The organism is Stenotrophomonas sp. GD04024, from assembly GCF_029837545.1.
Taxonomy (GTDB): domain Bacteria; phylum Pseudomonadota; class Gammaproteobacteria; order Xanthomonadales; family Xanthomonadaceae; genus Stenotrophomonas; species Stenotrophomonas forensis.
In genome coordinates this window covers 1-25749 of the sequence record NZ_JAOEDV010000065.1, presented here as the reverse complement: position 1 = coordinate 25749, position 25749 = coordinate 1, and the positions used below count along the sequence as shown (strand labels likewise).

Genomic DNA, 25749 nt, shown 5'->3' with positions numbered 1-25749 from the left:
CTAACCCAATCCGCCCCACCAAAGCCTCAGCCCAGCTGTCGCCGTTGCCGTTGCTCCGGCTTCAAAGGCGGGTGCAGGGCCGCAGGCCCTGCAATGCAAAACCCCTTACTTCCCCCGCAGGCGGCTGTGCTTGAAGCCGTAGCAGAAGTAGATGACGAAGCCGACGAACGTCCACACGCCCATCAGCATCCAGTTGTGCATCGTCATCGCCGACAGCAGCGCCAGGCAGCTCAGCACGCCCAGGCTGCAGATCAGCCACGCCATCGGCATGCGGAACGGACGCGGCAGGTCCGGCTGGGTGCGGCGCAGGATCAGCACGCCGGCACACACCGCAGCAAACGCGATCAGCGTGCCCATCGAGGTCAGCTCACCGAGGATGTCCAGCGGGAACAGCGCCGCCAGCAGCGCGATGCCGATGCCGGTGATCACGGTGTTGATGTGCGGGGTGCGGTACTTTGGATGGATCTTGGTGAACACCGGCGGCAGCAGGCCATCGCGGCCCATGATCATGAAGATGCGCGGCTGGCCGATGATCATCACCAGCACCACCGAGGACAGGCCGACCAGCGCGCCGACCTCGACCACCCAGCGCAGCCAGCCCAGCTGCGGATGCGCGGCCACCGCGGTCACCACCGGCTCGTCGGTGCCCAGCAGCTGGTACGGCACCAGGCCGGTCATCACAGCGGCCATGGCGATGTACAGCACGGTGCAGACCGCCAGCGACAGCATCATGCCGATCGGCATGTCGCGCTGCGGGTTCTTCGATTCCTGCGCCGCCACCGACACCGCCTCGAAGCCGATGTAGGCGAAGAACACCATCGCCGCGCCGCGCAGCACGCCTTCCATGCCGTACTTGCCGGGGCCTTCGTTGGCGGGAATGAACGGGGTCCAGTTGCTGGTGTCGACGTACTTCCAGCCGACCACGATGACCAGCACGATCAGGCCGGTCTTGAGCACGACCATCGCCATGTTCATCGCCGAGGACTTGCTGATGCCGACGTAGCACAGCCAGGTCAGCAGCAGTACCAGCGCGGCGGCCGGCAGGTTGGCGATCGCGCCGGTCGGGCGCAGCTGCGCGTCGAGTGGCGCGCTGACCAGCGCCGCCGGTAGATGGATGTCGAACTGGCTGAGCAGGCTGAGGAAATAGCCGGTCCAGCTGACCGCCACGGCTGACGCGGAGACGCCGTACTCCAGCACCAGCATCCAGCCGATGAACCAGGCCGAGAGCTCGCCGAAGGTGGCATAGGTATAGGTGTAGGCGCTGCCGGACACCGGCACCATCGAGGCGAACTCGGCGTAGGCCAGTGCGCAGAAGGCGCAGCAGATGGCGGCCAGCACGAACGACAGCATGATCGCCGGGCCGGCGTGGTTGGCGGCGGCCTGGCCGGTGATGACGAAGATGCCGCCGCCGATCACCGCGCCGATGCCGAGGGCGGTCAGCCCCCAGGGGCCGAGGTGGCGGCGCAGGCTGAGGCCGTTGGCGTCTTCATGGGCGGCATGCGGGTGCTTGGTGGCCCACAGTTGCTTCAACATGTGTGGTGGTCTTGTCGAAGCGCGCCATGACCGGCGCGCGGGGAAAACGGACGGGCCGGCGCGAGGCCGGCCCGTAGGCGGATCAGGGCGACTTGGCCAGCTTGCTGTTGCGGATGCCGTAGCCCAGGTAGATCAGCAGGCCGAGCAGCGTCCAGCCAACGAACAGGTGCCAGTGCACCACGAACGCCTGCCAGAACAGGAACAGGCAGGTGGCCGCGCCCAGCGGGCAGATGATCCACACCATCGGCACGCGGAACGGGCGGTGGATCTCCGGCTTGGTATAGCGCAGCACCAGCACGCCGATGCAGACCGTGGCGAAGGCCAGCAGGGTGCCCATCGAGACCAGTTCGCCCAGCACGTTCAGCGGCACCAGGCCGGCCAGTGCGGCGGCGATCACGCCGACCACGATGGTGGCGACGTACGGGGTGCGGAAGCGGGCGTGGACCTTGCCGAAGAATTTCGGCAGCAGGCCGTCGCGGGAGATGGTGTAGGCGATGCGGGTCTGGCCCATCATCATCACCAGCACCACCGAGGACAGGCCGGCGATGGCGCCGATCTCGACCAGGGTCTTCAGCCACGACAGGGTCGGGTAGGGCTCCAGCGCGGTGGCCACCGGCTTGTCGGTGCCCAGCAGGTGGTACGGCATCATGCCGGTCAGCACCGCGCAGACGATGATGTAGACGATGGTGCACACCGCCAGCGAGCCGAGCAGGCCGATCGGCATGTTGCGCTGCGGGTCCTTGGTCTCGCCGGCGGCGGTGGAAACCGCATCGAAGCCGATGTAGGCGAAGAACACGATGGTGGCCGCGCGGAATACGCCGCTCCAGCCGAACTCACCCGGCACGCCGGTGTTTTCCGGGATGAACGGCTGCCAGTTGGCCGGGTCGATGTGGGCCGCACCGATGCCGATGAACAGGCAGATGACGGTGACCTTGATCGCCACGATGATCGCGTTGACGAAGGCCGACTGGGTCACGCCCACGTACAGCAGGCCGGACACCGCCGCCACGATCAGCACCGCCGGCAGGTTGAACAGCTTGCCGGAGGAGACGAACTCGCTGCCGGTCCAGGCGATGGGCGCGGCGCTGAGCAGGTCCGGGAACGGCATGTGCAGCGTAGTGGTGATGAAGCTGATCAGGTACGCCGACCAGCCCACCGCGACCGAGGCCGAGGCGAACAGGTACTCCAGCACCAGGCACCAGCCGATGAACCAGGCCATGCCTTCGCCGAGGGTGGCGTAGGAGTAGGAATAGGCGCTGCCGGAGACCGGCATCATCGCCGCGAACTCGGCGTAGCACAGGCCTGCCAGGGCGCAGGCGAAACCGGCGATCACGAACGACAGCATGACGGCGGGGCCGGCGTGGTTGGCCGCGGCCTGGCCGGTCAGCACGAAGATACCTGCGCCGATCACCGCACCCACGCCAAGCAGGATGAGGTGTTTAGCCGTGAGGGTCCGTTTCAACGTGGCTTCGCCGTCCAGGCTGCCTTCGATGGGTTCGCCGGCATCGACGTGCCCGGCCGGTTGGACCGGCTTGACCCTCAACAGAGCTTTCAGCATGCAGTACTTCCTAGTGATCGGATTGGGTGGGCCGCCGATACGTTGCCGGCAACCCTGGAATGGTGAAGGCCGCGCGAACGGCCCGCTGTACCTTAGCCAAAGCTGAAGGCAACGCACAAGCGCAATCGCAACAATGAACGGCGATAATGAGCAGTATTTTTCCAGACGCCGCCCATTCATGAGCCAGACCGCCGAAACCCTTGCCGTGCTTGACGATCGCCTGCGTGGCCTGCTGCGGGACTATGCCCGCCGCGAGCCGGCCCACGACGCACTGGCTGCCGAATTCGGCACATTGTTGGACGATCCGGAAGATCCGTTCCGGCGCGAACGGCTGACCGGCCACTTCACCGCCAGCTGCTGGCTGGTCAGCGCCGATGGCCAGCGCCTGCTGCTGACCCACCACCGCAAGCTGCAGCGCTGGCTGCAGCTGGGCGGCCACGCCGACGGCGACCGCGACCTGGCCCGGGTGGCGCTGAAGGAAGCCGAGGAAGAATCAGGCCTGGGCGGCCTGGTGCTGGAAGACCCGGCCATCTTCGATCTGGACAAGCACTGGATTCCAGAGCGCAAGGACGTGCCGGGGCACTGGCACTACGACGTGCGTTTCGTGATCCGTGCGCTGGGTGGCGAAGCCTTCGTGCTCAGCGAGGAATCGCTGGAGCTGGCCTGGCGGCCGGTGACCGAAGTCGCGGCCGACCCGCAGTCCGATGAATCCATGCAGCGCATGGCACACAGGTGGCTGGCACGTTGAGATAAAAAGGGGACGGAGGGGATTAAGTCGTTTGTGGCATCAACGACTTAATCCCCTCTGTCCCCTTTTTTCAGTACAGGATGCGCGTGCGCAGCGTGCCGGGGATCGCGGCCAGCTCGTCGCGCACCGCGGCGGCCTGTTCCTCGCCGGCGGTGATGTCGATCACCACGTAGCCCACCTTCGGGTCGGTGCGCAGGAACTGGCCGTCGATGTTGACGTTGTGGCGCGAGAAGATCTCGTTGACCTTCGACAGCACGCCCGGCACGTTCTGGTGGATGTGCAGCAGGCGCAGGCTGTCGGCGTGCTCGGGCAGGGTCACTTCCGGGAAATTGACCGCCGACAGGGTGCTGCCGTTGTCGCTGTAGCGCACCAGTTTGGCGGCCACTTCCACGCCGATGTTGTCCTGCGCTTCCAGCGTGCTGCCACCCACGTGCGGGGTCAGGATCACGTTGTCGTGGCGGGTCAGCGGCGATTCGAAGATATCGCCATTGCCCTTCGGCTCGACCGGGAACACGTCCAGCGCGGCGCCACCGACGTGGCCGCTGGCCAGCGCCGCGTCCAGCGCATCGATGTCGACCACGGTGCCGCGCGCGGCGTTGATCAGGTGCGCGCCCTTGCGCATCTTCGCCAGCTCGGTGCTGCCGATCATCCATTGCGTGGACGGGGTTTCCGGCACGTGCAGGGTGACGATGTCGGCGCGGGCGAGCAGATCGTCCAGGCTGGCCGCGGCCCGGGCATTGCCCAGCGCCAGCTTGGTTTCCACGTCGTGGAAGATCACCTGCATGCCCAGCGATTCGGCCAGTACGCCGACCTGGGTGCCGATGTGGCCGTAGCCGATGATGCCCAGCGTCTTGCCACGCACTTCATGGCTGCCGCTGGCCGACTTCGACCAGCCGCCGCGATGGCATTCGGCGTTCTTCTGCGGGATGCCACGGGTCAGCATGATCGCCTCGGCGATCACCAGCTCGGCCACGCTGCGGGTGTTGGAATAGGGGGCGTTGAATACCGGGATGCCGGCCAGCTCGGCCGCGCCCAGGTCGACCTGGTTGGTGCCGATGCAGAAGCAGCCCACTGCGATCAGCCGCTTGGCCTCGGCCAGCACCTCGGCGCTGAGCTGGGTACGCGAGCGGATGCCGACGATGTGCGCCTCGGCGATGCGCGCCTTCAGTTCGTCCTCGGGCAGCGCCTTGGTGTGCGCTTCGATCTGGCTGTAGCCGGCGGCGCTGAACACCTCCACGGCGGTCTGGCTGACCCCCTCCAGCAACAGCACGCGGATATCCTGCTTCGGGAACGAGGTCTTCTTCGGCGACATGGGGCAACACGGCCAGTGGGACAGGGGCTGACCACTATGCCAGATCGCACCGGCCATGGTGCAGTGCGCAATTGGTTGCATCCGTAGCTATCTGCACGGGTGCGGGGCTGGACGCTGGCGCGCGCCACTGGCACGCTTGCCCGTTCTTCACGCACCGCGCTGGACCGTCATGACCGATTCCCGCATTGCCTCGCTGCAGCAGGCCTGTCCCGGCCTGAAACTGAAGACCGATCCGGCCGACCTGGAGCATTACGGGCGCGACTGGACCCGGCGCTGGACGCCGGCGCCGCTGGCGATTGCATTGCCGGCCATGGTTGAAGAGGTGCAGGCGGTGATGCGCTGGAGCGCGGCCGAGGGCGTGCCGGTGGTGCCGTCGGGTGGACGCACCGGCCTGTCCGGTGGCGCGGTGGCGGCCAACGGCGAGCTGGTGCTCAGCCTGGAGCGGATGAACAAGGCGCTGTCCTACGACGCGGTCGATCGCACGCTGGTGGTGCAGGCCGGCATGCCGCTGGAGGCGGTGCACAACGCCGCGCTCGACCACGGCCTGATCTACCCGGTCGATTTCGCGGCGCGCGGTTCCTGCTCGATCGGCGGCAACATCGCCACCAATGCCGGCGGCATCCGCGTGATCCGTTACGGCAATACCCGCGAATGGATCGCCGGGCTGAAAGTGGTCACCGCCAGCGGCGAGCTGCTCGAACTCAACAAGGGCCTGATCAAGAACTCCAGCGGCTATGACTTCCGCCAGCTGCTGATCGGCTCGGAAGGTACGCTGGGGGTGATCGTCGAGGCGACGGTGAAGCTGACCGACCCGCCGCCGGCCAGCAATGTGATGCTGCTGGCCGTCCCCAGCTTCGAGGTGCTGATGCAGGTGTTCGCCGCGTTCCGCGCGCGCCTGCAGCTGCAGGCCTTCGAGTTCTTCACCGAGCGGGCGCTGGAGCACGTGCTGGCGCATGGTGCGCAGGCGCCGTTCGACGAGGTGCACCCTTATTACGTGGTCACCGAGTTCGCGGCCAACGACGACGCGCAGGAAGCGGCGGCGATGGCGGCGTTCGAGGACTGCATGGGCAACGGCTGGGTCAGCGATGGCGTGATCAGTGCAAGTGACGCCCAGGCCGCCCAGCTGTGGCGCCTGCGCGAGGGCATCACCGAGTCGCTTGCACGCTACAAACCGTACAAGAACGATGTCTCGGTGCGGATCTCGTCGATGCCGGCGTTCCTGGCCGAGACCCAGGCGCTGATCGGGCAGGCCTATCCGCATTTCGACGTGGTCTGGTTCGGCCACATCGGTGACGGCAACCTGCATATCAATGTGCTCAAGCCGGACGACACCCCTGACGCCGATTTCGTGTCGCAGTGCGAGCACGTGACCAAGCTGCTGGCCCAGGTGCTGGCCCGTTTCGATGGCAGCATTTCCGCCGAGCACGGCATCGGCCTGGTCAAGAAGGGCTACCTGGACAGCACCCGCGGCCCGGCCGAGATCGCGCTGATGAAGGCAGTCAAACGCGCGTTCGATCCCCAAGCGCGGCTGAATCCCGGCAAGCTGTTCGACGTCTGAGCCGGGCAAATCCTTCACGTACCCGTTACGCTCCACGCATTCCCACAACCGGCTTCGAATCGATGACCCGTCCGCTTGTTCTGCTTGCCCTGCTGTCCCTGCCGCTGGCCGGCTTCGCTTCCAGCTTCGCAGGCACCTCGGCCGGCTCGGCCACCGGTGCTTCCTCCGGTTCCTCGGCCAGCAGCTCGGGCGACGACAAGGTGGTGCAGGCCGCACGCGATGATGCCGCTGCGTTCGTCGCCAGCGACGGCCAGATCCGCGGCGCACGCCTGCAGGCCGCGCTGGTCCACCTGCGCGAGCAGGATGCCGCTGCCCAGCAGCAGAGCGACCTGCAGCTGGCCCGCGCGCTGCTGGCGCGCTGATCCGGCCTTCGGGTAGTGCCGGCCGCTGGCCGGCAACGCCATGACATCTGCACGCAACGCAGCCACGCATGGCGTGGCGCTACTGCTGATCGCCCACGTCGCGCACGCAGCCGACCGCCTGCAGCTCGACCCGGCAGGGCTGAGCCCTGTGCAGCAGCAGGTGGCTGGCCAGACCCTGGCCGATGTGCAGTCACTGCTGCCGGACGGCCTGCTACGTGCCTTGCCGACCCAGGTACAGGTACGCTGGGGCGCTGACCTGCCCGCCGAGGTGCATGGCCGTGCATTTGCTGGCCGCATCACGCTGCGCCGCGACCTGCTGGACGACCGCGTGCCCGGTGCGCGACGGGCGCGACGCAGCGCACTGGTGCACGAACTGACCCATGTCGCGGATCGTGGTGGTGCTGGCTGGTCGCGCAGTGCGCGTTGGCGCGATCTGGCAGGGTGGCAACGCAAGCCGTGGCATCTCGGTCGCGGCCACAACGACTTCCGTGCTCGCAGCCCGGACGGTTATGAGCTGAAAGATCCGGCTGAGTATCTGGCGGTGAATGCCGAGCATTTCGTGCTCGATGCCGAGTTCACCTGCCGTCGCCCGGCACTGGCGCAGTGGTACCAGGGGCACTTCGGCACGCCGCCGTCGCTGCCGCAGCCGCAGTGCGATAGCCGCGTTCCGTTGCTGCAGGCGGAGCCGGAGGAGGGGGCGGCATCACTGCTGCAGCTGGATCCCTCACGGGTTTACGCGGTGGATTACCTGTTTGCCGAAGGCAGCGCACAACCGATGAGCCGCTGGGGCCACAGCATGCTGCGGCTGGTGATCTGCCGGCCCGGCCGCGCGCCAGGCCCGGACTGTCGGTTGGACCTGGAGTACCACCGCGTGCTGTCGTTCCGCGCCTTTGTCGGCGACGTGCAGATTTCAAACTGGCGCGGCCTGACCGGCGGCTACCCCTCGCGGCTGTTCGTGCTGCCACTGCAGCAGGTGGTGGACGAGTACACCAAGGTTGAACTTCGCGGCCTGCAGTCGCTGCCGTTGCAGCTGGATCGCGACGAGATCGTCAGCCTGCTCGAGCGCACCGCGCAGGTGCACTGGAGCTATGACGGGCGCTATTACTTCGTCAGCAACAACTGCGCGGTGGAAACCGCGAAGCTGCTGCAGGCCGGCGTGCCACGGCTTGGGAGCGCCGGCCTGGCGCAGCTGAGTCCGCGCGGGCTGAAGCGCCGGCTGGCGCGCCTGCAGGTGCTGGACGAGCACGTGCTGGCCGATCGCGATTCAGCACAGGCGCAGGGCTATTACTTTGCCTCGGCGCGTGACCACTATCAGCAGTTGTTCGATGTGGCTGCCGGCCAGCTGGCGCTGCCCACGCGCGATGTACGCGGCTGGCTGAAGCTGCCCGCACGGCAGCGGGCACCGTGGCTGCTGCAGGGCGACCTGCGCGCCAGCGCGGGCCTGCTGCTGCTGGAGCAGGCTGCGCAACGGCGTGCCGAACTACGCGCGCGCGATGTGCTCAAGCGGCAGCTGCTGGGTGCACCGGACAGTGCCCAGGCCCGCAACCTGCGCGGGCTGCTGGAGCAGAGTGGGCAATGGCTGCGTCCGGGTACGTTGCTGCATGGCGATGGCTATGGATTGCCGTTGGCCGACGAACAGGCGCTCCTGATGCAGGCCGTGGCCACTGCCAGTGCGCAGGCGGTGCCGGCGTGGCAGGCGCTGCGCCTGCAGCTGCGCCAGCAGTTGCCGGTGAACCAGCGCGAGGAAATGGATGCGATCGATGCCAATCTGGCCGCGCTTGGTGCTCACCTGCGCACGCAGGCCGCCAGCTCGCCTACTGGCGCGGCAGTTCGATGACGAAGCGGCTGCCGCCGGCGCTGCCCGGGATGCAGTAGACGCGGCCACCGTGCGCGTCGGCGATGGCTTTGACCACCGCCAGGCCGAGCCCGCTGCCGCCGCCCTGGCGCGAACGCGAACCGTCGGCGCGCATGAACGGAGTGAAGATATCGGCGTGCAGGGCGGGGTCGATGCCCGGTCCCTCGTCTTCGATGGCCACCTGTACATGCCCCGGCGTGTCATGCACGGCAATCCGTACCTTGCCCGGGCTGGCGTAGCGCCGCGCGTTCTCCAGCAGCGCCAGCAGCGCCTGGCGCAGCCGGGTCGGATCGCAGTGCGCGTTGTGTTCCTCACGGCTGGTTTCCAGTTCCAGCACGAAACCGGCGGTGCGGAACTGCGGGTCGACCAGGGTCATCACCGAATGCACCTCGGCCACCACGTCGGTGCGCGCGCGGCGCACGTCCAGCCTTGCATTGTCGGACAGGCTCAGCACGCGCAGGTCCTCGATCAGGCGCGACAGGCCCTCGACCTGGGCAAGCAGGCTGCGGAACTGTGATTCGTCAGGCTGGAACACGCCTTCGGCCAGCCCCTGCAGGCGGCCACGCAGGATCGTCACCGGCGTGCGCAGCTCGTGGGCGATGGCGGCGTGCCACATGGCCCGCTCGCTCTCCATGTGCTGCAGGCGCCGCGCCATCGCATTGAAGTCTTCGACCAGGGTGGCCACTTCGCCTGGCGAGTTTTCTTCGACACTGGCGCGTGCACCGAGATCGCCGCCGGCCAGCGCGCGGACGCTGTCGACCAGCGAATTCAACGGCGACAGGATGCGGTGCGCAAGCCGGAACGAGGCGGCGATGGCCAGGGCCAGTCCGGTCAGGATCACCCCGACCATCCACGCCAGCTCCGGCCCGGTAGGCAGCCAGCTTTCCGGCTCCTCGGCACTGCCGGGGAAGAACTCGACCAGCACCGCATACAACAGCCACGACGACAGGATCATCATCACGATCACGCCGATCACCATCAGCGACATCGAGACGATGATGTGGCGGCTCAGGCCGGAGCGGCGCAGGGTGCCCATCAGCGGTCGGCCATCAACCGGTAACCGACGCCGCGCACGCTGGCCGGTACATTGAGCATGCCCACCTCATCCAGCTTGCGGCGCAGCTTGCTGACATGGCTGTCGACGGTTCGCTCCAGCGCCTCGCTCTCCGGCAGGCACTCGTGCATCAGATCGCTGCGGCTGAAGATGCGCGTGGGGGCCAATGCCATGCAGTGCAGCAGCTTGAACTCGGTGAGGGTGAGCAGGACTTCATGGCTGTAGCCGTCGCCCTCCACGTGCACGGCATGGGTTGCCGAGTCGATCAGCAGCGGGCCCACGCGCAGCGCGCTGGGTGCATCCACGCGCGAGGCGCGCAGCGTACGCCGCAGCACGGCGCGCACGCGCGCAGCCACCTCGGCCGGGTTGAACGGCTTGACCACGTAGTCGTCGGCGCCCATGCGCAGTGCGGTCAGCTTGTCCAGGTCCTGGTCCAGCGCGGTCAGCATGATCACCGGCGTTTCGCCACGTTGGCGCAGCTGGGTCAACACGCTCCAGCCATCCAGGCGAGGCAGCTGCACGTCCAGCAGGACCAGGTCGGGGCGGGCGCTGCGGTGCAGGTCGAGCGCGCCGTGGCCATCGGCGGCACGCAGGGTGCGCAGTCCTTCGCGTTCCAGATAGGCGGTGAGAATATCGGCGATCTCGGCCTCATCCTCGACAATCAGGACGAGGGCGGCCAGGGCAGGGGAGGCATGCATGCGGGGGCGGGGCCTTAAGGTGCTTGCCTCCATCGTATCTCCACAGTTCCTCCATCGAAACCCCATCATCGCCCCGCACACTGCGTTCTTCAGGACCTTTCAGCCGCCCGCGCGGCATTGTGCACAGCAATGAGAACCTTCAGGACTCCGGCCGCGTTGATCGCGGCCATCGCTCTGGCCATGACGGCCTGCTCCTCCCCCGAAGCCACCCCCGAAGCCGCACCGCGCGTCAGCGTGGTCATTGTCGGCCCGCAGGTGGTGCAGCGTGACGACGAACTGCCCGGTCGCGTGGCCGCGGTACGCACGGCGCAGATCCGCGCGCAGGTGGGCGGCATCGTGCAGCGCCGCCTGTTCGAGCAGGGCGCCGAAGTAAGTGCTGGCCAGGCCCTGTTCCAGATTGATCCGGCGGCATTCCGTGCCGACGTCGATTCGGCGCTGGCTGCGCTGCAGCGCAGTGAAGCAGCGCTGGGCCGCAGCCGCGTGCAGTCGCAGCGCCTGCATGCGCTGGCTGCCGCGCAGGCGGTCAGCCAGCAGCATCGCGATGATGCCAGTGCCGAGTACGAACAGGCACGCGCGGCAGTGAACGAAGCACGCGCGATCCTGGCCCGCCGCCAGCTCGACCTGCGCTACGCCACGGTCAGTGCGCCGATTGCCGGCCGCATCGACCAGGCACTGGTGAGCGAAGGCGCGCTGGTCGGGGTCGCCGATGCCGAGCCGATGGCGGTGGTGCAGCAGATCGACCAGGTCTACGTCGACGTGCGCCAGCCGGCCCCGCAGCTGGAGTCGCTGCAGCGCAGCGCCGCCGGCGGTGGCGAACTGCCGGTGACGATCATCGGCGCGGCCGGCAAGCCGCTGTCCGAACGCGGCCAGCTGCTGTTCTCCGGCATCAACGTCGATGCGCGTACCGGTGATGTGATCCTGCGCATCCTGGTCGACAATCCGCAGCGCCAGTTGCTGCCCGGCATGTACGTGCGTGCCAGGGTGCCGCGTGGCGCCCCGGCCAGTGCATTGACCGTGCCGCAGCAGGCGGTGCTGCGCAGCGCGGGTGGCCAGGCCTATGCCTGGGTGATCGCGGGCGATGGCAAGGCGGTGATCCGCACGCTGGAGGTCGACGGCAGCGTTGATCGCCAGTGGCTGGTCCGGCACGGGCTGAAGGCCGGCGAGCGGGTGGTGGTCGAGGGCCAGGAGCGCCTGCAGGAAGGCGTGGTGGTCGATGCGCGCGACTGGCAGCGGCCGGTCGCCAGCGCCGGTGCGATGCAGGCCGGCAGCAAGGGCTGAGCCTTTCCCGGGCCAGTCTCTCCAGGGAAATCCAACATGGCACGTTTCTTCATCGATCGCCCGGTATTCGCCTGGGTGCTGGCGATCTTCATCATCCTGGCGGGCGTACTGGCGATTCCTCGCCTGGCCGTGGAGCGCTATCCGGCCGTCGCGCCGCCCAGCGTCAGCATCTATGCCAGCTACCCGGGGGCCAGCCCGCAGACGCTGAACGACGCGGTGGTCGGCCTGATCGAGCGCGAGCTGTCCAGCGTCAAGCACCTGCTGTACTTCGAATCGTCGGTGGATACCTCCGGCGAAGCCTCGATCACCGCCACCTTCAAGCCGGGGACCAACCCGGAGCTGGCGCAGGTGGATGTGCAGAACCGGATCAAGGCGATCGAACCCCGCCTGCCGCGCAGCGTGCGCCAGAACGGCCTGTTCGTGGAAGCGGCCGATTCCGGCTTCCTGATGCTGGTCGGCCTGCGCTCGCCGGATGCCAGCGTCAGCGAGGCGGCGCTGGGTGACTTCATGGCGCGCAACATCATCGAAGAGCTGCGCCGCATCGATGGCGTCGGCCGCGTGCAGCTGTTCGGTGCCGAGCAGGCCATGCGGGTGTGGCTGGACCCGACCCGGTTGACCGGCTATGGCTTGACCATGGGCGATGTGGCCGCCGCCATCGAGCAGCAGAACCTGGAGATCTCGCCGGGCCGCATCGGCGATTCGCCGGCCGTCCCCGGCCAGCGCATCACCGTGCCGCTGAGCGCCGATGGCCAGTTGTCCACGCCGGAACAGTTCGCCGCCATCGTGCTGCGGGCGGCCGCCGACGGTTCGCGGGTCGTGCTGGGTGACGTCGCACGCGTGGAGCTGGGCGCGCAGAGTTACGCCTGGGGCACGCGGGAAGACGGCCATCCGGCGACGGCGGCCGGCGTGCAGCTGCGCCCGGGCGCGAACGCAGTGCGAACCGCCGGCGCAGTGCGCGAGCGCATGGCCGAGCTGGCACCGCTGCTGCCGCGTGGCGTGGAGTCGAGCATTCCGTTCGACACCGCGCCGTTCGTCAAGATCTCGATCCAGAAGGTGGTGCAGACGCTGCTCGAAGCGATGCTGCTGGTGTTTGCGGTGATGTACCTGTTCCTGCAGAACTGGCGCTATACGCTGATTCCGGCGCTGGTCGCCCCGATCGCGCTGCTGGGCACCTTCGCGGTGATGCTGGCGCTGGGCTTCTCGATCAACGTGCTGACCATGTTCGGCATGGTGCTGGCGATCGGCATCATCGTCGACGATGCGATCGTGGTGGTCGAGGGCGTGGAGCGGATCATGGCCGAGGAGGGCCTGCCACCGCGCGAGGCCACCATCAAGGCGATGCGCGAGCTGACCGGCGCGGTGATCGGCATCACCCTGGTACTGACCGCGGTGTTCATTCCGATGGCGCTGGCCAGCGGCTCGGTGGGCGCGATCTACCGCCAGTTCACCGTGGCGATGGCGGTGTCGATCCTGTTCTCGGCGCTGCTGGCGCTGAGCCTCACGCCAGCGTTGTGCGCGACCTTGTTGCGCCCGAACAGCCATGGCCATCACGGTCGTGGCGGGCTGTTCGGCGCCTTCAATCGTGGCTTCGAGAGGATGACCGGGCGTTACCAGCGCGGCGTGGCCTCGGTGCTGCAGCGGAGCGGGCGGGTGATGGGCGTGTTCGCCGCGCTGGTGGCCGCGTTGCTGCTGGGGCTGCACTGGCTGCCCGGCGCGTTCCTGCCGGAAGAGGACCAGGGCTATTTCATGACCTCGATCCAGCTGCCCGCCGAAGCCACGGCCGAGCGCACCCTGGCGGTGGTCGAAGCCTACGAACGGCACGTGGCGTCGCGCCCGGGCATCGGCTCCAACCAGTCGATCCTCGGCTACAGCTTTTCCGGTTCGGGCCCGAGCGCGGCGCTGACCTACACCATGCTGAAGGACTGGGGCGAGCGCGCCGGTGCTACCGCAGCCAGTGAGGTGGCGGCGGCGCAGAAGGCGATGGCGGCCGTCGCCGAGGGCGAGGTGATGAGCGTGATGCCACCGGCAATCGACAGCCTGGGGCGTTCATCCGGCTTCTCGCTCGCCCTGCAGGCGCGGACCGGGCAGAGCCAGGCCGAGTTGCGTGCGGCCCTGCAGCAGCTGCTGAAACTGGCCGAGGCCAGCCCGCTGCTGTCGGAGGTGCATGCCGATGGCCTGCCGGCCGGCACCAGCGTGCGGCTGGACATCGACCGCGCCAAGGCCGAGGCGATGGGCGTGGGCTTCGAGCACATCAGCAGCACGCTGTCGGCAGCGATGGGCTCGCAGTACGTCAACGATTTCCCCAACAAGGGCCGGTTGCAGCAGGTGATCCTGCAGGCCGACGCACCGCACCGGATGGAACTGGAGGACGTGCTGAAGCTGTACGTGCGCAACAGCGAAGGCGGCATGGTGGCGCTGTCCGAACTGGTCACGCCGCACTGGACCGAGGCGCCGCTGCAGCTGCAGCGCTATCTCGGTTTCCCGGCGCTGAATCTGTCCGGCGCACCGGCATCGGGCGTGTCGACCGGCCAGGCGATGGCGGAGATGGAGCGGTTGGCCAGGCAGCTGCCCTCCGGCTTCGCCCTGCAGTGGACCAGCCAATCGCTGCAGGAGCGCGAATCGGGCGCACAGGCACCGTGGCTGCTGCTGTTGTCGATGCTGGTGGTGTTCCTGGTGCTGGCGGCGCTGTACGAGAGCTGGTCGATCCCGTTGGCGGTGATGCTGGTGGTGCCGCTGGGCCTGCTCGGTGCGGTCGCGGCGGTGTTGTTGCGCGGCATGCCCAACGACGTGTTCTTCAAGGTGGGCATGATTACGGTGATCGGGCTGTCGGCGAAGAACGCGATCCTCATCGTCGAGTTCGCACGACAGCTGCAGCAGCAGGGGCGCGGCCTGGCCGAAGCGGCGCTGGAGGCGGCGCGGCTGCGCCTGCGGCCGATCGTGATGACCTCGCTGGCGTTCGCGCTGGGCGTGGTGCCGCTGATGCTGGCGCAGGGCGCGTCGAAGGAAACCCAACAGGCGATCGGAACCGGCGTGTTCGGCGGCATGGTCAGCGCGACCGTGCTGGCGGTGTTCTTCGTGCCGGTCTTCTATGTAGTGGTGCAGGGCGCGCGGCAATGGATCGCGCAACGCCTGCGCAGGCGCCGGCCGATGCCGGAAGGATCCGCGGATGGAACGGGACATCGTTGAAGACCTGCATGAACTGCAGTTGATCGCACTGGAGCAGCGTCTGTGCCAGGCACTGCTGGCCGGTGACCACGATGCGCTGGGCACGCTGGTATCGCCAGCGCTGTTCATGATGGATGGCCAGGGCGGGCGCATGCTCGACCTGCCCTGGCTGGGCGAGTGGCTCGCAGGCCACCTGCAGGTGCGCAGCCTGCAGGTGGACACGGTGGAGACGCTGCTGTGCGGGCGGTTGGCGCTGTTGTCCAGCGACGTGCGCCTGGCGGTGTGCCGGCAGGACCGCGAGCGCGAACTGAAACTGCGCCTGCTGCGGGTGTGGACCTGCAGTTCCGGCGACGGCGGCGCCCAACTGCTGTCGATGGCGGTGCTGGCCGCGTGAGCGTGGTCAGGCCGCTTTCAGGCCCCGCTCACCGCCAGGTGATAGGGTCGAACCTCTCAGTCGTGTCGACAAGGAGTCGAGCCATGCGTGTAGTTCCCAGTCTGTTGGCAGCCTCCCTGGCATTGGTGCTGGCCGCGTGCCAGCCGGCACAGCCGCCCGCCGCGGGCGGCAATGATGCCGCGCCGCCGGCCGCGCCCGAACCGGCTGCCAGCACCGGCGCCGGCAGCGAGACCCTGTACCAATGCGGCGATCTGAACGTGCGCGCGACCTTCAATGGCGAGGATGCGGCCACGGTGGTGATTGGCGATCGCACCTTTGCGATGACCTCCGAGCGCGCGGCGTCGGGTGCGAAGTATGGTGATGGCCAGGGCAACAGCTTCTGGACCAAGGGCAGCGATGACGGCCTGTTGAGCCTGAAGGGCGAGCCGGACCGCGAATGCCACGCGGTGGAGGCCACCGAGGGCGATGGCAGCGCGGGCAACGCGGCGTTCCGTGCCACCGGCAACGAACCGGGCTGGCTGGCGGTCGTGGATGGCGACAGGCCCGGCCTGCAGGTGGAAGTGGATTATGGTGAGCGCCGCTTCGACGTGGCCAAGCCCACCGAAGGCGCCGATGGCTGGAGCGGAAAGGCGGCCGATGGTACCGACGTCAAGCTCAGCTTCCAGCGCACCACCTGCCAGGACGACATGAGTGGCGAATCATTCGACGCCAAGGTGAATCTGACCATTGGCACGCGCCAGTACCACGGTTGCGGTAATTTCGGTGCCCAGCAGCCGTAAGTGATCCGTGCAGCCGGGACAGTGCCCGGCTGCACGAAGATGCTGCCTGTGGCGGCGTGCGCCGCAGGCAGCTCGAGGCGCTTAGTCGGCGCGTCCGGCGAATTCACCGGTGGCGGTGTTCACCAGCACGCGTTCGCCGTTGACGATGTACTCCGGCACCATGATCTCGATACCGGTGTTGAGCTTGGCCGGCTTCGGGCGCTTGGTGGCGGTGCCACCCTTCAGTTCCGGCGGGGTCTCGATCACTTCCAGCACCACCGAGGCCGGCAGCTGGATCGCCACGGGCTGCTCGTCAATGACCTGCACGTAGATGCCGGTCAGGCCGTCGGTGATGTAGCCGGCGTCGTCGCCGATCACGTCCGCGTCCAGCGTGTACGGGGTGTAGTCCTCGTCATCGAGGAACACGAAGGCGTCGCCGTCCTTGTACGAATAGGTGGACTGGCGGCGCAGCAGTTCGACCTCGACCAGGTTGTCGTCGGCATCGAAGCTGGCGTCGAGCTTGTTGCCGCCCGGCACGCTGTACATGATGAAGCGGAAGCGGACGTTGCCGCCGCGACCCTGCGGCGAGCTGCGCTCGATGTCGCGGATCTGGTACACGCCGTTGTTGTACTCGACGACGTTGCCCTTCTTGATGTCGTTGGCTTTCATGATGATGTTGGTCGTTGGGGGAGGGCGCCGTCCCGGCGCCCGGGGGAATCACTTCGGAGCGAGGCGGGTAGCGCCGTCCAGGCGGATGGTCTCGCCATTGAGGTAGGTGTTGCCGAGGATGAAGCCAACCAGGCTGGCGAAGTCTTCCGGCTTGCCCAGGCGCGACGGGAACGGGATCGAGGCGGCCAGCGACTGCTGCACGGATTCGGGCATGCCGTCGACCATCGGCGTCCAGAACACGCCCGGCGCAATCGTGTTGACGCGGATACCGAAGCGCGACAGTTCGCGCGCCATCGGCAGCGTCATCGAGACCACGCCGCCCTTGCTGGCGGCATACGCGGCCTGGCCGATCTGGCCTTCATAGGCGGCGATGCTGGCGGTGTTGATGATCACGCCGCGCTCGCCGTCGGTGCCGGCCTCGTTGTGCTGCATGCGGTTGGCCGCGGCCTTGGCCACGTTGAAGCTGCCGACCAGGTTGACCATCACCGTGCCCTGGAAGCCGGCCAGCGGCATCGGGCCCTCTTTGCCCAGCACGCGACCGGCGCCGAGGATGCCGGCGCAGTTCATCGCCACGTTCAGGCCACCGAGGAAATCGTGGGCCTGATCGATGGCTGACGAGACGGCCGCCTCATCGCTGACGTTGACGTTGAAATAGCGGGCCTTGTCGGCACCCAGTTCGGCAACGGCGGCTGCGCCCTTGTCGTCGTTGAGGTCGAACAGGGCCACCTTGCCGCCCTGGGCGACGAGGTGCTGGGCCACGGCCAGGCCGAGCCCGGAGACGCCGCCAGTGATCACGGCACGTACGGAAGACAGCTGCATTGAACGGTCCTGCAGGTTCGAGAACCGCCGATTCTAACGGAAGCCACGACCGTCGCTGTTGTGCACTGCGCCGCCTTTGCGTGGCGGCGCGGTGCGGCGGTCAGCCGGCGGCGGCAAGCGCCTGTCCGGTGCGGCTGGCGGTGGCGCGGCCGAGCAGGCCGGCCAGCCAGCAGCCGGTCTCGGCCAGTGCCGGCAGGTCCACGCCGCTGTCCAGGCCGAGGCCCTGCAGCAGGTAGGCCACGTCTTCGCTGGCCACATTGCCGCTGGCGCCCTTGGCATACGGGCAGCCACCGGCGCCGGACACGGCGCTGTCGACCACGCGCACGCCTTCTTCCAGGCAGGTGGCGATGTTGGCGATGGCCTGGCCGTAGGTGTCGTGGAAGTGCACGGCCAGCGCCGCCATCGGAATCTCGGCGGCGACCGCCTGCAGCATGGCCCGTGCCTTGCGCGGGGTACCGACGCCGATGGTGTCGCCCAGCGAGATTTCGTAGCAGCCCATCTGGTGCAGGGCACGGGCCACGCGCACCACGTCGGCCAGCGGTACTTCGCCCTGGTAGGGGCAGCCGAGCACGGTGGACACATAGCCGCGCACACGCACGCCATCGGCGGCGGCACGGCGCAGGATCGGCTCGAAACGGGCCAGCGACTCGTCGATGCCGGCATTGGTATTGGTGCGGTTGAACGCTTCGGAGGCGGCGGTGAACACCGCCACTTCCTCCACGCCGACCGCGCGGGCACGGTCGTAACCCTGTTCGTTCGGCACCAGCACCGGATAGCTGACGCCGGGCCTGCGCTGGATGCCGGCATAGACCTCGGCGGCATCGGCCAGCTGCGGGATCCACTTCGGGCTGACGAAGCTGGTCGCCTCGATGCTGCGCAGGCCGGTGGCCGACAGGCGGTTGATCAGTTCGATCTTGTCGGCGGTGGACACCGACTGCTTTTCATTCTGCAGGCCGTCACGCGGACCGACTTCGACGATGCGGACGTAGTCGCTCATGCCTCCACCTCGGAGCCGGGGCGGTGGCAGACCGCTTCGATGTTGTTGCCGTCCGGGTCGAGCACGAAGGCGCCGTAGTAATCCGGGTGGTACCACGGGCGCAGGCCGGGGGCGCCATTGTCGCGGCCGCCGGCGGCGAGGGCGGCGGCATGGAAGGCATCTACCTGCGCGCGGCTGGCACAGGCGAAGGCCACGTGCACGCCGTGGCTGGCGGTGCCGCCATTGCCGAGCCAGAAGAACGGCTTGCCGTCGCTACCGAAACCGATGTGGTCGTGGGCGCCGCTCTGTTCGGCGGTCACTTCCATCACCACGCCGATCTGCAGCGGCGCCAGCGCGTGCAGGAAAAAGGCCTTGCTGCGCGCCAGGTCGGCGCTGGTCAAACCAAGATGATCGAGCATGTTCAGGCTTCCGTGACCCAGTGGGGGGCGCGCTTGTCGAGGAACGCGCCCAGGCCTTCCTGGCCCTCGGCGGAGACCCGCAGGCGCGCGATCAGCGCGGCATTATCCCGATCCAGCGCGTCGCGGTCATGGCTGTCGCGGACCTGCCGGACCAGCTGCTTGGCGGTGGACGAGGCGATCGGGCCGGCCTTGTCGAGCAGGGCCAGCTGGCGTTCCAGTGCCTCGTCCAGGCGCTCGGGCTCGACCAGCTGGTGGACCAGGCCGATGCGCAGGGCGGTATCGGCGTCGAAGTGCTCGCCGGTGGCGAACCAGCGCCGGGCCTGGCGCGGGCCGATGGCCTCGATCACGTAGGGCGAAATCACCGCCGGCAGCAGGCCGAGGCGGCTTTCGGTCAGGCCGAAGCGGGCCGAGGTGCTGGCGATGGCGATGTCGCAGCAGGCGACCAGGCCGACGCCGCCACCGAAGGCGGCGCCGTGGACCCGGGCCAGGGTCGGCTTGGGCAGCTCGTCCAGGGTGCGCATCAGCCTTGCCAGGGCCAGCGAGTCCTCGCGGTTGTCCGCCTCGCTGGCGGCGGCCATGCCACGCATCCACTGCATGTCGGCCCCGGCCGAGAAGGAGGCGCCGTGGCCGGCCACCACCACCGCGCGGACCGCATCATCGCGGCCGGCGGCTTCCAGCGCGGCGGTCAGCCGCGCGATCAGGCTGGCGTCAAAGGCGTTGTGCAGCTCCGGCCGGTTCAGCCAGAGGGTGAGGACGGCGCCACGGCGCTCGATCTGCAAAGCATCGTTCATGGGATTCCAGGGTCACTCCATACCTGTATGGATCATAGCGGGCCATTGGTCATGGGCCATGACGCGACGCGGGAATGTTAGAATCGAGAACCATTTACATCCAGCAGAGATTACGCTAGATGACGCTGTCCGAACTGCCGCTGCACACCTCGGCCGTGGTCGAATCCGTGCAGGACCTGCATGCCAACGATGCCATTGCCCGTCGCCTGCGCGAGCTGGGTTTCGTCAAGGGCGAGGAAGTGCGCCTGGTGGCCAAGGGCCCGGTAGGCGGGGAGCCGCTGCTGGTGCAGGTCGGGTTCACCCGGTTCGCGCTGCGCATCAGTGAAGCCAAGCGCGTCGTGGTTGACGCCGCCAGCCAGGAACGACGTGCATGACCGCTACTGCCTCTACCGCTCCCCTGCGCGTTGCGCTGGTCGGCAACCCGAACAGTGGCAAGACCGCCCTGTTCAACCAGCTGACCGGCAGCCGGCAGAAGGTCGCCAACTACACCGGCGTCACCGTCGAGCGCAAGGAAGGCCGCCTGCGTGCGCCGTCCGGCCGAGAATTCGCCGTGCTCGACCTGCCGGGCGCGTACAGCCTGCAGCCGGCCAGCCTGGACGAGGCGATCACCCGCGACCTGTGCCGCGGCTTCTACCCGGGCGAAGCCGCGCCGGACGTGCTGCTGTGCGTGATCGATGCCACCAACCTGCGCCTGCACCTGCGCTTCGCGCTGGAGCTGCGCGAGCTGGGCAAGCCGATGGTGGTGGCGCTGAACATGGTCGATGCCGCCCAGCGCCGCGGCATCCAGGTGGACGTGGCTGCGCTGGAGCGCGAGCTGGGCGTGCCGGTGGTGGAAACCGTGGCGGTGCGCAAGCAGGGTGCCAAGGCGCTGGTCGAGCGCCTGGATGCGATGGTGCCGCACCTGGATGCACCGGTGCCGGGCCCGGAAGGCAGCATCGACTACCACGCCAAGGTGCGCCAGATCCTGTCGGTGGCCGTGCGCATGCCGGCACGTACCGCCAAGATCGATGACGCGCTGGACCGCTGGCTGCTGCACCCGGTGTTCGGCCTGGTCAGCCTGGCGGTGGTGATGTTCCTGATCTTCCAGGCGGTCTACGCCTGGGCAACGCCGCTGATGGATGCCATCGAGGCCGGCTTCGCCTGGCTCGGCGCCTTCGTCGGCAGCGTGCTGCCGGAAGGGCCGCTGGCCAGCCTGCTGACCGACGGCATCATCGCCGGCGTCGGTGGCGTGGTGGTGTTCCTGCCGCAGATCCTGATCCTGTTCTTCTTCATCCTGGTGCTGGAAGAGTCCGGCTACCTGCCGCGTGCGGCCTTCCTGCTCGACCGCATGATGGCGGCAGCCGGCCTGTCCGGCCGCTCGTTCATCCCGCTGCTGTCCAGCTTCGCCTGTGCGGTGCCGGGCATCATGTCCACCCGCAGCATCCAGGACCCGCGCGACCGCCTGGCCACGATCCTGGTCGCGCCGCTGATGACCTGCTCGGCGCGCCTGCCGGTGTATGCGCTGCTGATCGGTGCGTTCATCCCGCAGAAGACCGTGTGGGGCGTGTTCAACCAGCAGGGCCTGGTGCTGTTCGGCCTGTATGCGGCCGGCATCCTCAGTGCGCTGGCGATGTCGTGGATCATGAAGAAGTGGCGCCGCGACAAGAGCGAGCATCCGCTGATGCTGGAACTGCCGTCGTACCGCCTGCCGCATGTGCGCGACCTGGCGGTGGGCCTGTACGAGCGCGGCATGATCTTCCTCAAGCGCGTCGGCGGCATCATCCTGGCGCTGACCATCCTGCTGTGGGTGCTGCTGTCGTTCCCGGCGGCGCCGGTGGGCGCCACGATGCCGGCCATCGACTACAGCTACGCCGGCCAGATCGGGCACGCGATGGCGGTGTTCTTCGCGCCGCTGGGCTTCAACTGGCAGATCTGCATCGCGCTGATCCCGGGCCTGGCCGCGCGCGAAGTGGCCGTGTCCTCGCTGGCCACTGTGTACGCGCTGTCGGCGGCCGATGACGATGCCGCCAGCCAGGCGCTGACCCCGCTGATCAGCGACGGCTGGTCGCTGGCCACCGCATTGTCGCTGCTGGTCTGGTACATCTACGCCCCGATGTGCATCTCGACGCTGGCCACCATCAAGCGCGAAACCAATTCGTGGAAGACGATGGCCTTTTCGGCGTTCTACCTGTTCGCCGCGGCCTACGTGGCGGCGCTGATCACCTACCAGGTGACCCGGGCGCTGGGAGGCGGCTGATGGACAGCGGATTGCTGCTGCAATACCTGATCATCGCGGTGGCCGTGCTGGTCAGCGCCTGGGTGGTGTTGAAGAAGCAGTTCCCGGGCACCGTGCGCAGGGTGCGCGGCGCACTGGCGCTGGCCCTGCTGAAGCCGGGCCGCGCTGCCTGGCTGCAGGCGCTGGGCCGGAAAATCGCGCCGCCGACTACGGGCGGCGGTGGCGCATGTGGCGGTTGCGACAGCTGCGGGCCGACCAAGAAGTAGCGCCGGGCTTGCTCGGCTGCGGCCGCCCGATAGGTGTGAACTTCGCGCAGTGGGTGCGACCTTCACCCGGTGGGTGCGAACCTTGGTTCGCACGCCTCCCGGGTTCAGACCTCCCTGCGGATGAGCGCGCGGAAGTTTCCGTCCCGATTCAACCGCCGCACCGACTCGCGGTTTCCGTGGGCTTCCGCGAAGCCCGCCACATCGGCAAGGGCACCGAGCAGCAGGCCTTTCAGCGCATCACGATTGCCTGCCTCAAGCAGATCATCCAGATCCTGCTGGATGAAGGCCCGGCGCAGGCCGGGCGTCTCTTCGATCCGCCAGTCGACATGCGGCGTGGGAATGCTGGAGCGGTACCTGAACGCAGTTTCCAGGTCGCAAGGCGCAAGCGGATACTCAAGCAGCTCTGGAAAGTAGAGCCCGGCATTCACATAGAAGCCCCGGTGTTCGCTGGCGCGTTGGTGATTCACGACAAGCAGGGCGCCCTCCAGCAGCCGGTAGCGGGTGGTGGTGGTCCCGGCAAAGCCTGTCTTCCTTGCGCATCTGCTGAAGACCGTCGCGGATTTCATGGGGCCCGCCTGGGCTGGAGGAAGGGCCCACAGCCTTGTCGCGCCGTGCGCGGGGGTCAATTGGCAAACGCGACACGCGCAACGAGCGCCCCAGGTGGGTGCGAACCTTGGTTCGCGCGCCTTGCCCATGGCGTGGGCCTACCTGGCGCGGGACCCCAGCTCCGCTGCCAGCGCCAGCCAGCTGCTGCGTTGCGCCGGCGTGCTGCTGCGCACCGCACCGAGGCGGCTGATCTTCACTGGGCGGAAGCCGCAGAACGCCAGGATGGTGGTGCGGATCTGCACAATGCCCGGGTCGCGGTAGATCCAGCGGTAATACCAGGGCGGTGTGTCCAGGGTGGTGATTACCCGTGCGCTGCGGCCGGCCAGCAGCCGGTCCCACCACACCGAATCGCGCCGGTAGCGGAAGGCGTACCCCGGCAGCAGCACGCGGTCGAAGAGGCCCTTCAGCAGGGCCGGCATCGCGCCCCACCAGGTGGGATAGACCAGCACCAGGTGATCGCAGGCTTCGATCGCATCGGCGACGTCCTGCAGATCGGCTTCCAGGGGCTGGATCTGGCGGTAGCCGTGGCGCAGCACCGGGTCGAATTCGAGCTCGCCCAATGCGATCAGGCGCACCCGGTGGCCGGCGTTTTCGGCAGCGGTGGCGTAGCGCTGGGCGAGGGCGCCGCACAGGCTGTCGCGGTCGGGGTGGCCCAGCAGGACAAGGATGGAGCGGGACACGGCAACCTCGGGCAATGGAAAGTGCGCGAGGTTGGGCTATGCCCCTGGGGCAGAGTCAAACGCCGGGTCAGGCGCCGACAGGGCAGCCGCTGGGTTGCAGGACGCAGTCGCCACTGCCGGAGTGCAGCCACTGCCGTAGTTCGTCGCTGACCTGCTGCAGGTCAAGCTCGACCTGCTCCAGCCGTGCGCGCTCACACGCAATGCGGCTGCGCTGCTGCTCCAGCAGGGCCAGCACGGCCGGCCAGTCGAGCCGCCCATCGCCACCCTGCAGCCGGGAGACCGCCGCCAGGGTGATGCCCAGTGCCAGCGCCTGGCGGATCAGCTGCACCCAGGCCACGTCCTGCTCGCTGTAGTCGCGGTAGCGGTTCACGCGCGGCACCGGTGGCAGCAGGCCGCGCGCCTCGTACAGGCGGATGGCCTTGGCGCTGGCGCCGGTCAGGCGACTGACCTCGGAGATGCGCATCGGCTCAGTCCCGCACCAGCCCGCCATCGACCACCAGGTTCTGGCCGGTCACCGCGCGTGACCAGGGGCTGGCGAAGAACAGCGCCGCATCGGCGAACTCGGCCGGGGTGGTGACGCTGCGCAGCGGGGTGTTGGCGGCGATGTAGTCGAACACCGCCTCGGGCGTGGCAGCGCTGGCATCGGTGGTGCGCAGCAGGCCGCCGGACAGCATGTTGACGGTGATGCCATGCGGGCCGAGGTCGCCGGCCAGGGTGCGGGTCAGTGACAGCAGCGCGGCCTTGGCCGCGGTGTAGTCGTGGTAGGGCACGACCGGGTTCTGGAACAGGTTGGTGCCGATGTTGATGACGCGGCCGAAACGGCGCGCCTGCATGCCGGGCAGGGCGGCCTGCACGGTGTTGAGCGCGCCACGCACGCTGCCCTCGAACTGGGCCTGGAAGGCCGGCCAGCCGATATCGGCAGCGCTGTCGCGCGCATCGCCATTGAACGAGAAGCTCGCCAGCGCGTTGTTGACCACGGTGGTGACGCCCTGGCCGAAGTGCGCCAGCGCCTGCTGCAGCATGGCGTCGACCTGGGCGCGATCGGTGACGTCGGCCGGCAGCGCGATCGCCTGTCCGCCCAGTTCGGCAGCCAGGGCCCGTGCGGTGGCCTCGCTGCGGTGGTAGTTCACGATGACGCGCGCACCCTGCGCGGCGAAGGCGCGGGCAATGTGCGTGCCAAGGCCGCGGCCGGCGCCGGTGACCAGCACCAGTTGTTCGCTGATCTGCATGGTGGAACTGCCATCCATTGCGTGAAAGGGCATGCAGCGTAGCAGCGATGGCGCTTGCCGGAGCGGGTGCGCTGCCGCTAGCCTGCGGGCATGAACCAGACTCCCCTGCGATTGCTCATTCACGGCGCCTCCGGGCGCATGGGCCAGGCCCTGCTGCGGCTGGCCGCCGAACACCCCGAAACCCTGCAGATCGTGGCGGCGGTGACCGGCCGCGCGCCGGCCCAGCGCGTGGTCGACGGCGTGCCGTTCTTCGCCGCCAGCGAGCTGCCCGGCGCGCCGGTGTTCGATGTGGCAATCGACTTCAGCCTGCCGGAGGGTTTCGACCCGATGCTGGCGCTGTGCGTGGAGCGGGGCGCGGGCCTGGTGTCGGGCACCACCGGCATCTCCAGTACGCAGCGCCAGGCGCTGGAGGCCGCGGCAGCGAAGATCCCGCTGGTCTGGGCTTCGAACTTCAGCCTGGGCGTGGCGGTGCTGGACGAGCTGGTCGAGCGCGCCGCACAGGCGCTGGCCGGCTGGGACTGTGACATCGTCGAATCGCACCACACCCAGAAGAAGGACGCGCCGTCGGGCACCGCGCTGACCCTGGGGGCGGCCGCGCAGCGGGGTGGGGCGCAGCCGCACTACGCCAGCCTGCGTGCCGGCGATATCGTCGGCGAGCATCTGGTGCAGTTCGCCGGCCCCGGTGAGCGCATCGAGCTGGTGCACCGGGCCAGCAACCGCGACATTTTTGCCCGCGGCGCGCTGTTCGCCGCCCGCCAGCTGCATGGCCGGGCGGCCGGCAACTACCGGGTGCGGGACCTGCTGCA

26 protein-coding genes are annotated in these 25749 nt (G+C 68.3%); 12 read left to right on the top strand and 14 right to left on the bottom strand.

Annotated elements, in window-relative coordinates; translation table 11 throughout:
* Positions 1-105: 105 nt before the first annotated feature.
* Both N7590_RS17105 and N7590_RS17100 read right to left on the bottom strand, forming a co-directional pair.
* The gene (locus N7590_RS17105; RefSeq protein ID WP_164241727.1) at positions 106-1533 is read right to left on the bottom strand and encodes an amino acid permease; all 1428 of its coding nucleotides are present in this window, start codon (positions 1531-1533) and stop codon (positions 106-108) included.
* 82 nt (positions 1534-1615) lie between these two features.
* The gene (locus tag N7590_RS17100; protein ID WP_006439800.1) at positions 1616-3091 is read right to left on the bottom strand and encodes an amino acid permease; all 1476 of its coding nucleotides are present in this window, start codon (positions 3089-3091) and stop codon (positions 1616-1618) included.
* A gap of 133 nt (positions 3092-3224) precedes the next feature.
* On the opposite strand from N7590_RS17100, the gene N7590_RS17095 reads away from it, so the two are divergent.
* Complete coding sequence (locus N7590_RS17095) at positions 3225-3839, top strand: NUDIX hydrolase (RefSeq protein WP_164241726.1); 615 nt, start codon at positions 3225-3227, stop codon at positions 3837-3839.
* A gap of 70 nt (positions 3840-3909) precedes the next feature.
* Here the strand turns inward: N7590_RS17095 and serA are convergent, their stop codons facing one another.
* Complete coding sequence (gene serA, locus N7590_RS17090) at positions 3910-5151, bottom strand: phosphoglycerate dehydrogenase (protein ID WP_164241725.1); 1242 nt, start codon at positions 5149-5151, stop codon at positions 3910-3912.
* Positions 5152-5320: 169 nt separating this feature from the next.
* Here serA and N7590_RS17085 point away from each other — a divergent pair, with 169 nt between their 5' ends.
* The 3 genes from N7590_RS17085 to N7590_RS17075 all read left to right on the top strand — a co-directional run bounded on the left by N7590_RS17085 (position 5321) and on the right by N7590_RS17075 (position 8908).
* A complete protein-coding gene (locus tag N7590_RS17085) occupies positions 5321-6709 on the top strand; it encodes an FAD-binding oxidoreductase (RefSeq protein ID WP_164241724.1) in 1389 nt (462 codons plus the stop codon).
* Between the two features lie 62 nt (positions 6710-6771).
* A complete protein-coding gene (locus N7590_RS17080; RefSeq protein WP_006439835.1) occupies positions 6772-7071 on the top strand; it encodes a DUF2388 domain-containing protein in 300 nt (99 codons plus the stop codon).
* Between the two features lie 40 nt (positions 7072-7111).
* On the top strand, positions 7112-8908 hold the full coding sequence (locus N7590_RS17075) for a DUF4105 domain-containing protein (protein WP_164241723.1): 1797 nt from the start codon (positions 7112-7114) through the stop codon (positions 8906-8908).
* On the opposite strand, the gene N7590_RS17070 is transcribed toward N7590_RS17075, so the two are convergent.
* Together N7590_RS17070 and N7590_RS17065 are read right to left on the bottom strand one after the other, a co-directional pair.
* The gene (locus N7590_RS17070) at positions 8886-9962 is read right to left on the bottom strand and encodes an ATP-binding protein (protein WP_164241722.1); all 1077 of its coding nucleotides are present in this window, start codon (positions 9960-9962) and stop codon (positions 8886-8888) included. The genes N7590_RS17075 and N7590_RS17070 overlap by 23 nt on opposite strands.
* The gene (locus tag N7590_RS17065) at positions 9962-10678 is read right to left on the bottom strand and encodes a response regulator (RefSeq protein WP_279935749.1); all 717 of its coding nucleotides are present in this window, start codon (positions 10676-10678) and stop codon (positions 9962-9964) included. The genes N7590_RS17070 and N7590_RS17065 overlap by 1 nt, the downstream gene beginning before the upstream one ends.
* Positions 10679-10807: 129 nt before the next feature.
* Here N7590_RS17065 and N7590_RS17060 point away from each other — a divergent pair, with 129 nt between their 5' ends.
* The 4 genes from N7590_RS17060 (at position 10808) to N7590_RS17045 (ending at position 16294) form a co-directional block, all read left to right on the top strand.
* On the top strand, positions 10808-11956 hold the full coding sequence (locus tag N7590_RS17060; protein ID WP_279935748.1) for an efflux RND transporter periplasmic adaptor subunit: 1149 nt from the start codon (positions 10808-10810) through the stop codon (positions 11954-11956).
* 36 nt (positions 11957-11992) lie between these two features.
* Positions 11993-15142, top strand: a complete 3150-nt coding sequence (locus N7590_RS17055; RefSeq protein WP_164241720.1) for a multidrug efflux RND transporter permease subunit — start codon at positions 11993-11995, stop codon at positions 15140-15142.
* The gene (locus tag N7590_RS17050) at positions 15123-15515 is read left to right on the top strand and encodes a nuclear transport factor 2 family protein (RefSeq protein ID WP_164241719.1); all 393 of its coding nucleotides are present in this window, start codon (positions 15123-15125) and stop codon (positions 15513-15515) included. Before N7590_RS17055 ends, N7590_RS17050 begins: the two co-directional genes overlap by 20 nt.
* An 83-nt stretch (positions 15516-15598) precedes the next feature.
* Complete coding sequence (locus tag N7590_RS17045) at positions 15599-16294, top strand: MliC family protein (RefSeq protein WP_164241718.1); 696 nt, start codon at positions 15599-15601, stop codon at positions 16292-16294.
* A gap of 81 nt (positions 16295-16375) precedes the next feature.
* On the opposite strand, the gene yeiP is transcribed toward N7590_RS17045, so the two are convergent.
* The 5 genes from yeiP to N7590_RS17020 form a co-directional block, all read right to left on the bottom strand.
* Complete coding sequence (gene yeiP / locus N7590_RS17040; RefSeq protein ID WP_005409468.1) at positions 16376-16942, bottom strand: elongation factor P-like protein YeiP; 567 nt, start codon at positions 16940-16942, stop codon at positions 16376-16378.
* Positions 16943-16990: 48 nt separating this feature from the next.
* Positions 16991-17761, bottom strand: coding sequence for an SDR family NAD(P)-dependent oxidoreductase (locus N7590_RS17035; RefSeq protein ID WP_164241717.1), 771 nt, complete (start codon positions 17759-17761; stop codon positions 16991-16993).
* Between the two features lie 100 nt (positions 17762-17861).
* A complete protein-coding gene (locus N7590_RS17030) occupies positions 17862-18758 on the bottom strand; it encodes a hydroxymethylglutaryl-CoA lyase (RefSeq protein WP_279935747.1) in 897 nt (298 codons plus the stop codon).
* Positions 18755-19156: a VOC family protein gene (locus tag N7590_RS17025; RefSeq protein WP_008265306.1), complete on the bottom strand. Its 402-nt coding sequence runs from the start codon at positions 19154-19156 to the stop codon at positions 18755-18757. The genes N7590_RS17030 and N7590_RS17025 overlap by 4 nt, the downstream gene beginning before the upstream one ends.
* A 2-nt stretch (positions 19157-19158) precedes the next feature.
* Positions 19159-19947, bottom strand: coding sequence for an enoyl-CoA hydratase/isomerase family protein (locus N7590_RS17020; protein ID WP_049457462.1), 789 nt, complete (start codon positions 19945-19947; stop codon positions 19159-19161).
* 119 nt (positions 19948-20066) lie between these two features.
* On the opposite strand from N7590_RS17020, the gene N7590_RS17015 reads away from it, so the two are divergent.
* The 3 genes from N7590_RS17015 to N7590_RS17005 are packed head-to-tail and all read left to right on the top strand — an operon-like array spanning position 20067 to position 22428.
* Positions 20067-20321 carry a FeoA family protein gene (locus N7590_RS17015; protein ID WP_005409473.1) on the top strand — a complete coding sequence of 85 codons (255 nt, stop codon included), beginning with the start codon at positions 20067-20069 and terminating at the stop codon, positions 20319-20321.
* Positions 20318-22183, top strand: coding sequence for a ferrous iron transporter B (locus N7590_RS17010; RefSeq protein WP_164241715.1), 1866 nt, complete (start codon positions 20318-20320; stop codon positions 22181-22183). The genes N7590_RS17015 and N7590_RS17010 overlap by 4 nt, the downstream gene beginning before the upstream one ends.
* On the top strand, positions 22183-22428 hold the full coding sequence (locus tag N7590_RS17005) for a DUF6587 family protein (RefSeq protein WP_164087009.1): 246 nt from the start codon (positions 22183-22185) through the stop codon (positions 22426-22428). The genes N7590_RS17010 and N7590_RS17005 overlap by 1 nt, the downstream gene beginning before the upstream one ends.
* A gap of 104 nt (positions 22429-22532) precedes the next feature.
* Here N7590_RS17005 and N7590_RS17000 read toward each other — a convergent pair whose 3' ends face one another.
* From N7590_RS17000 to N7590_RS16985, 4 genes are all read right to left on the bottom strand, one after another.
* Positions 22533-22994 carry a DUF4304 domain-containing protein gene (locus N7590_RS17000; RefSeq protein WP_164241714.1) on the bottom strand — a complete coding sequence of 154 codons (462 nt, stop codon included), beginning with the start codon at positions 22992-22994 and terminating at the stop codon, positions 22533-22535.
* A 138-nt stretch (positions 22995-23132) separates the two neighbouring features.
* Entirely contained in the window at positions 23133-23714 is a 582-nt protein-coding gene (locus tag N7590_RS16995; RefSeq protein WP_164241713.1) for an NAD(P)H-dependent oxidoreductase, read from the bottom strand.
* Positions 23715-23781: 67 nt separating this feature from the next.
* The gene (locus N7590_RS16990) at positions 23782-24177 is read right to left on the bottom strand and encodes a MerR family transcriptional regulator (protein WP_053449633.1); all 396 of its coding nucleotides are present in this window, start codon (positions 24175-24177) and stop codon (positions 23782-23784) included.
* 4 nt (positions 24178-24181) lie between these two features.
* Positions 24182-24961, bottom strand: a complete 780-nt coding sequence (locus N7590_RS16985; RefSeq protein WP_180878202.1) for a 3-oxoacyl-ACP reductase — start codon at positions 24959-24961, stop codon at positions 24182-24184.
* 72 nt (positions 24962-25033) lie between these two features.
* On the opposite strand from N7590_RS16985, the gene dapB reads away from it, so the two are divergent.
* The coding region (gene dapB, locus N7590_RS16980) for a 4-hydroxy-tetrahydrodipicolinate reductase (RefSeq protein ID WP_279935745.1) at positions 25034-25749 on the top strand (716 nt) is incomplete at its 3' end.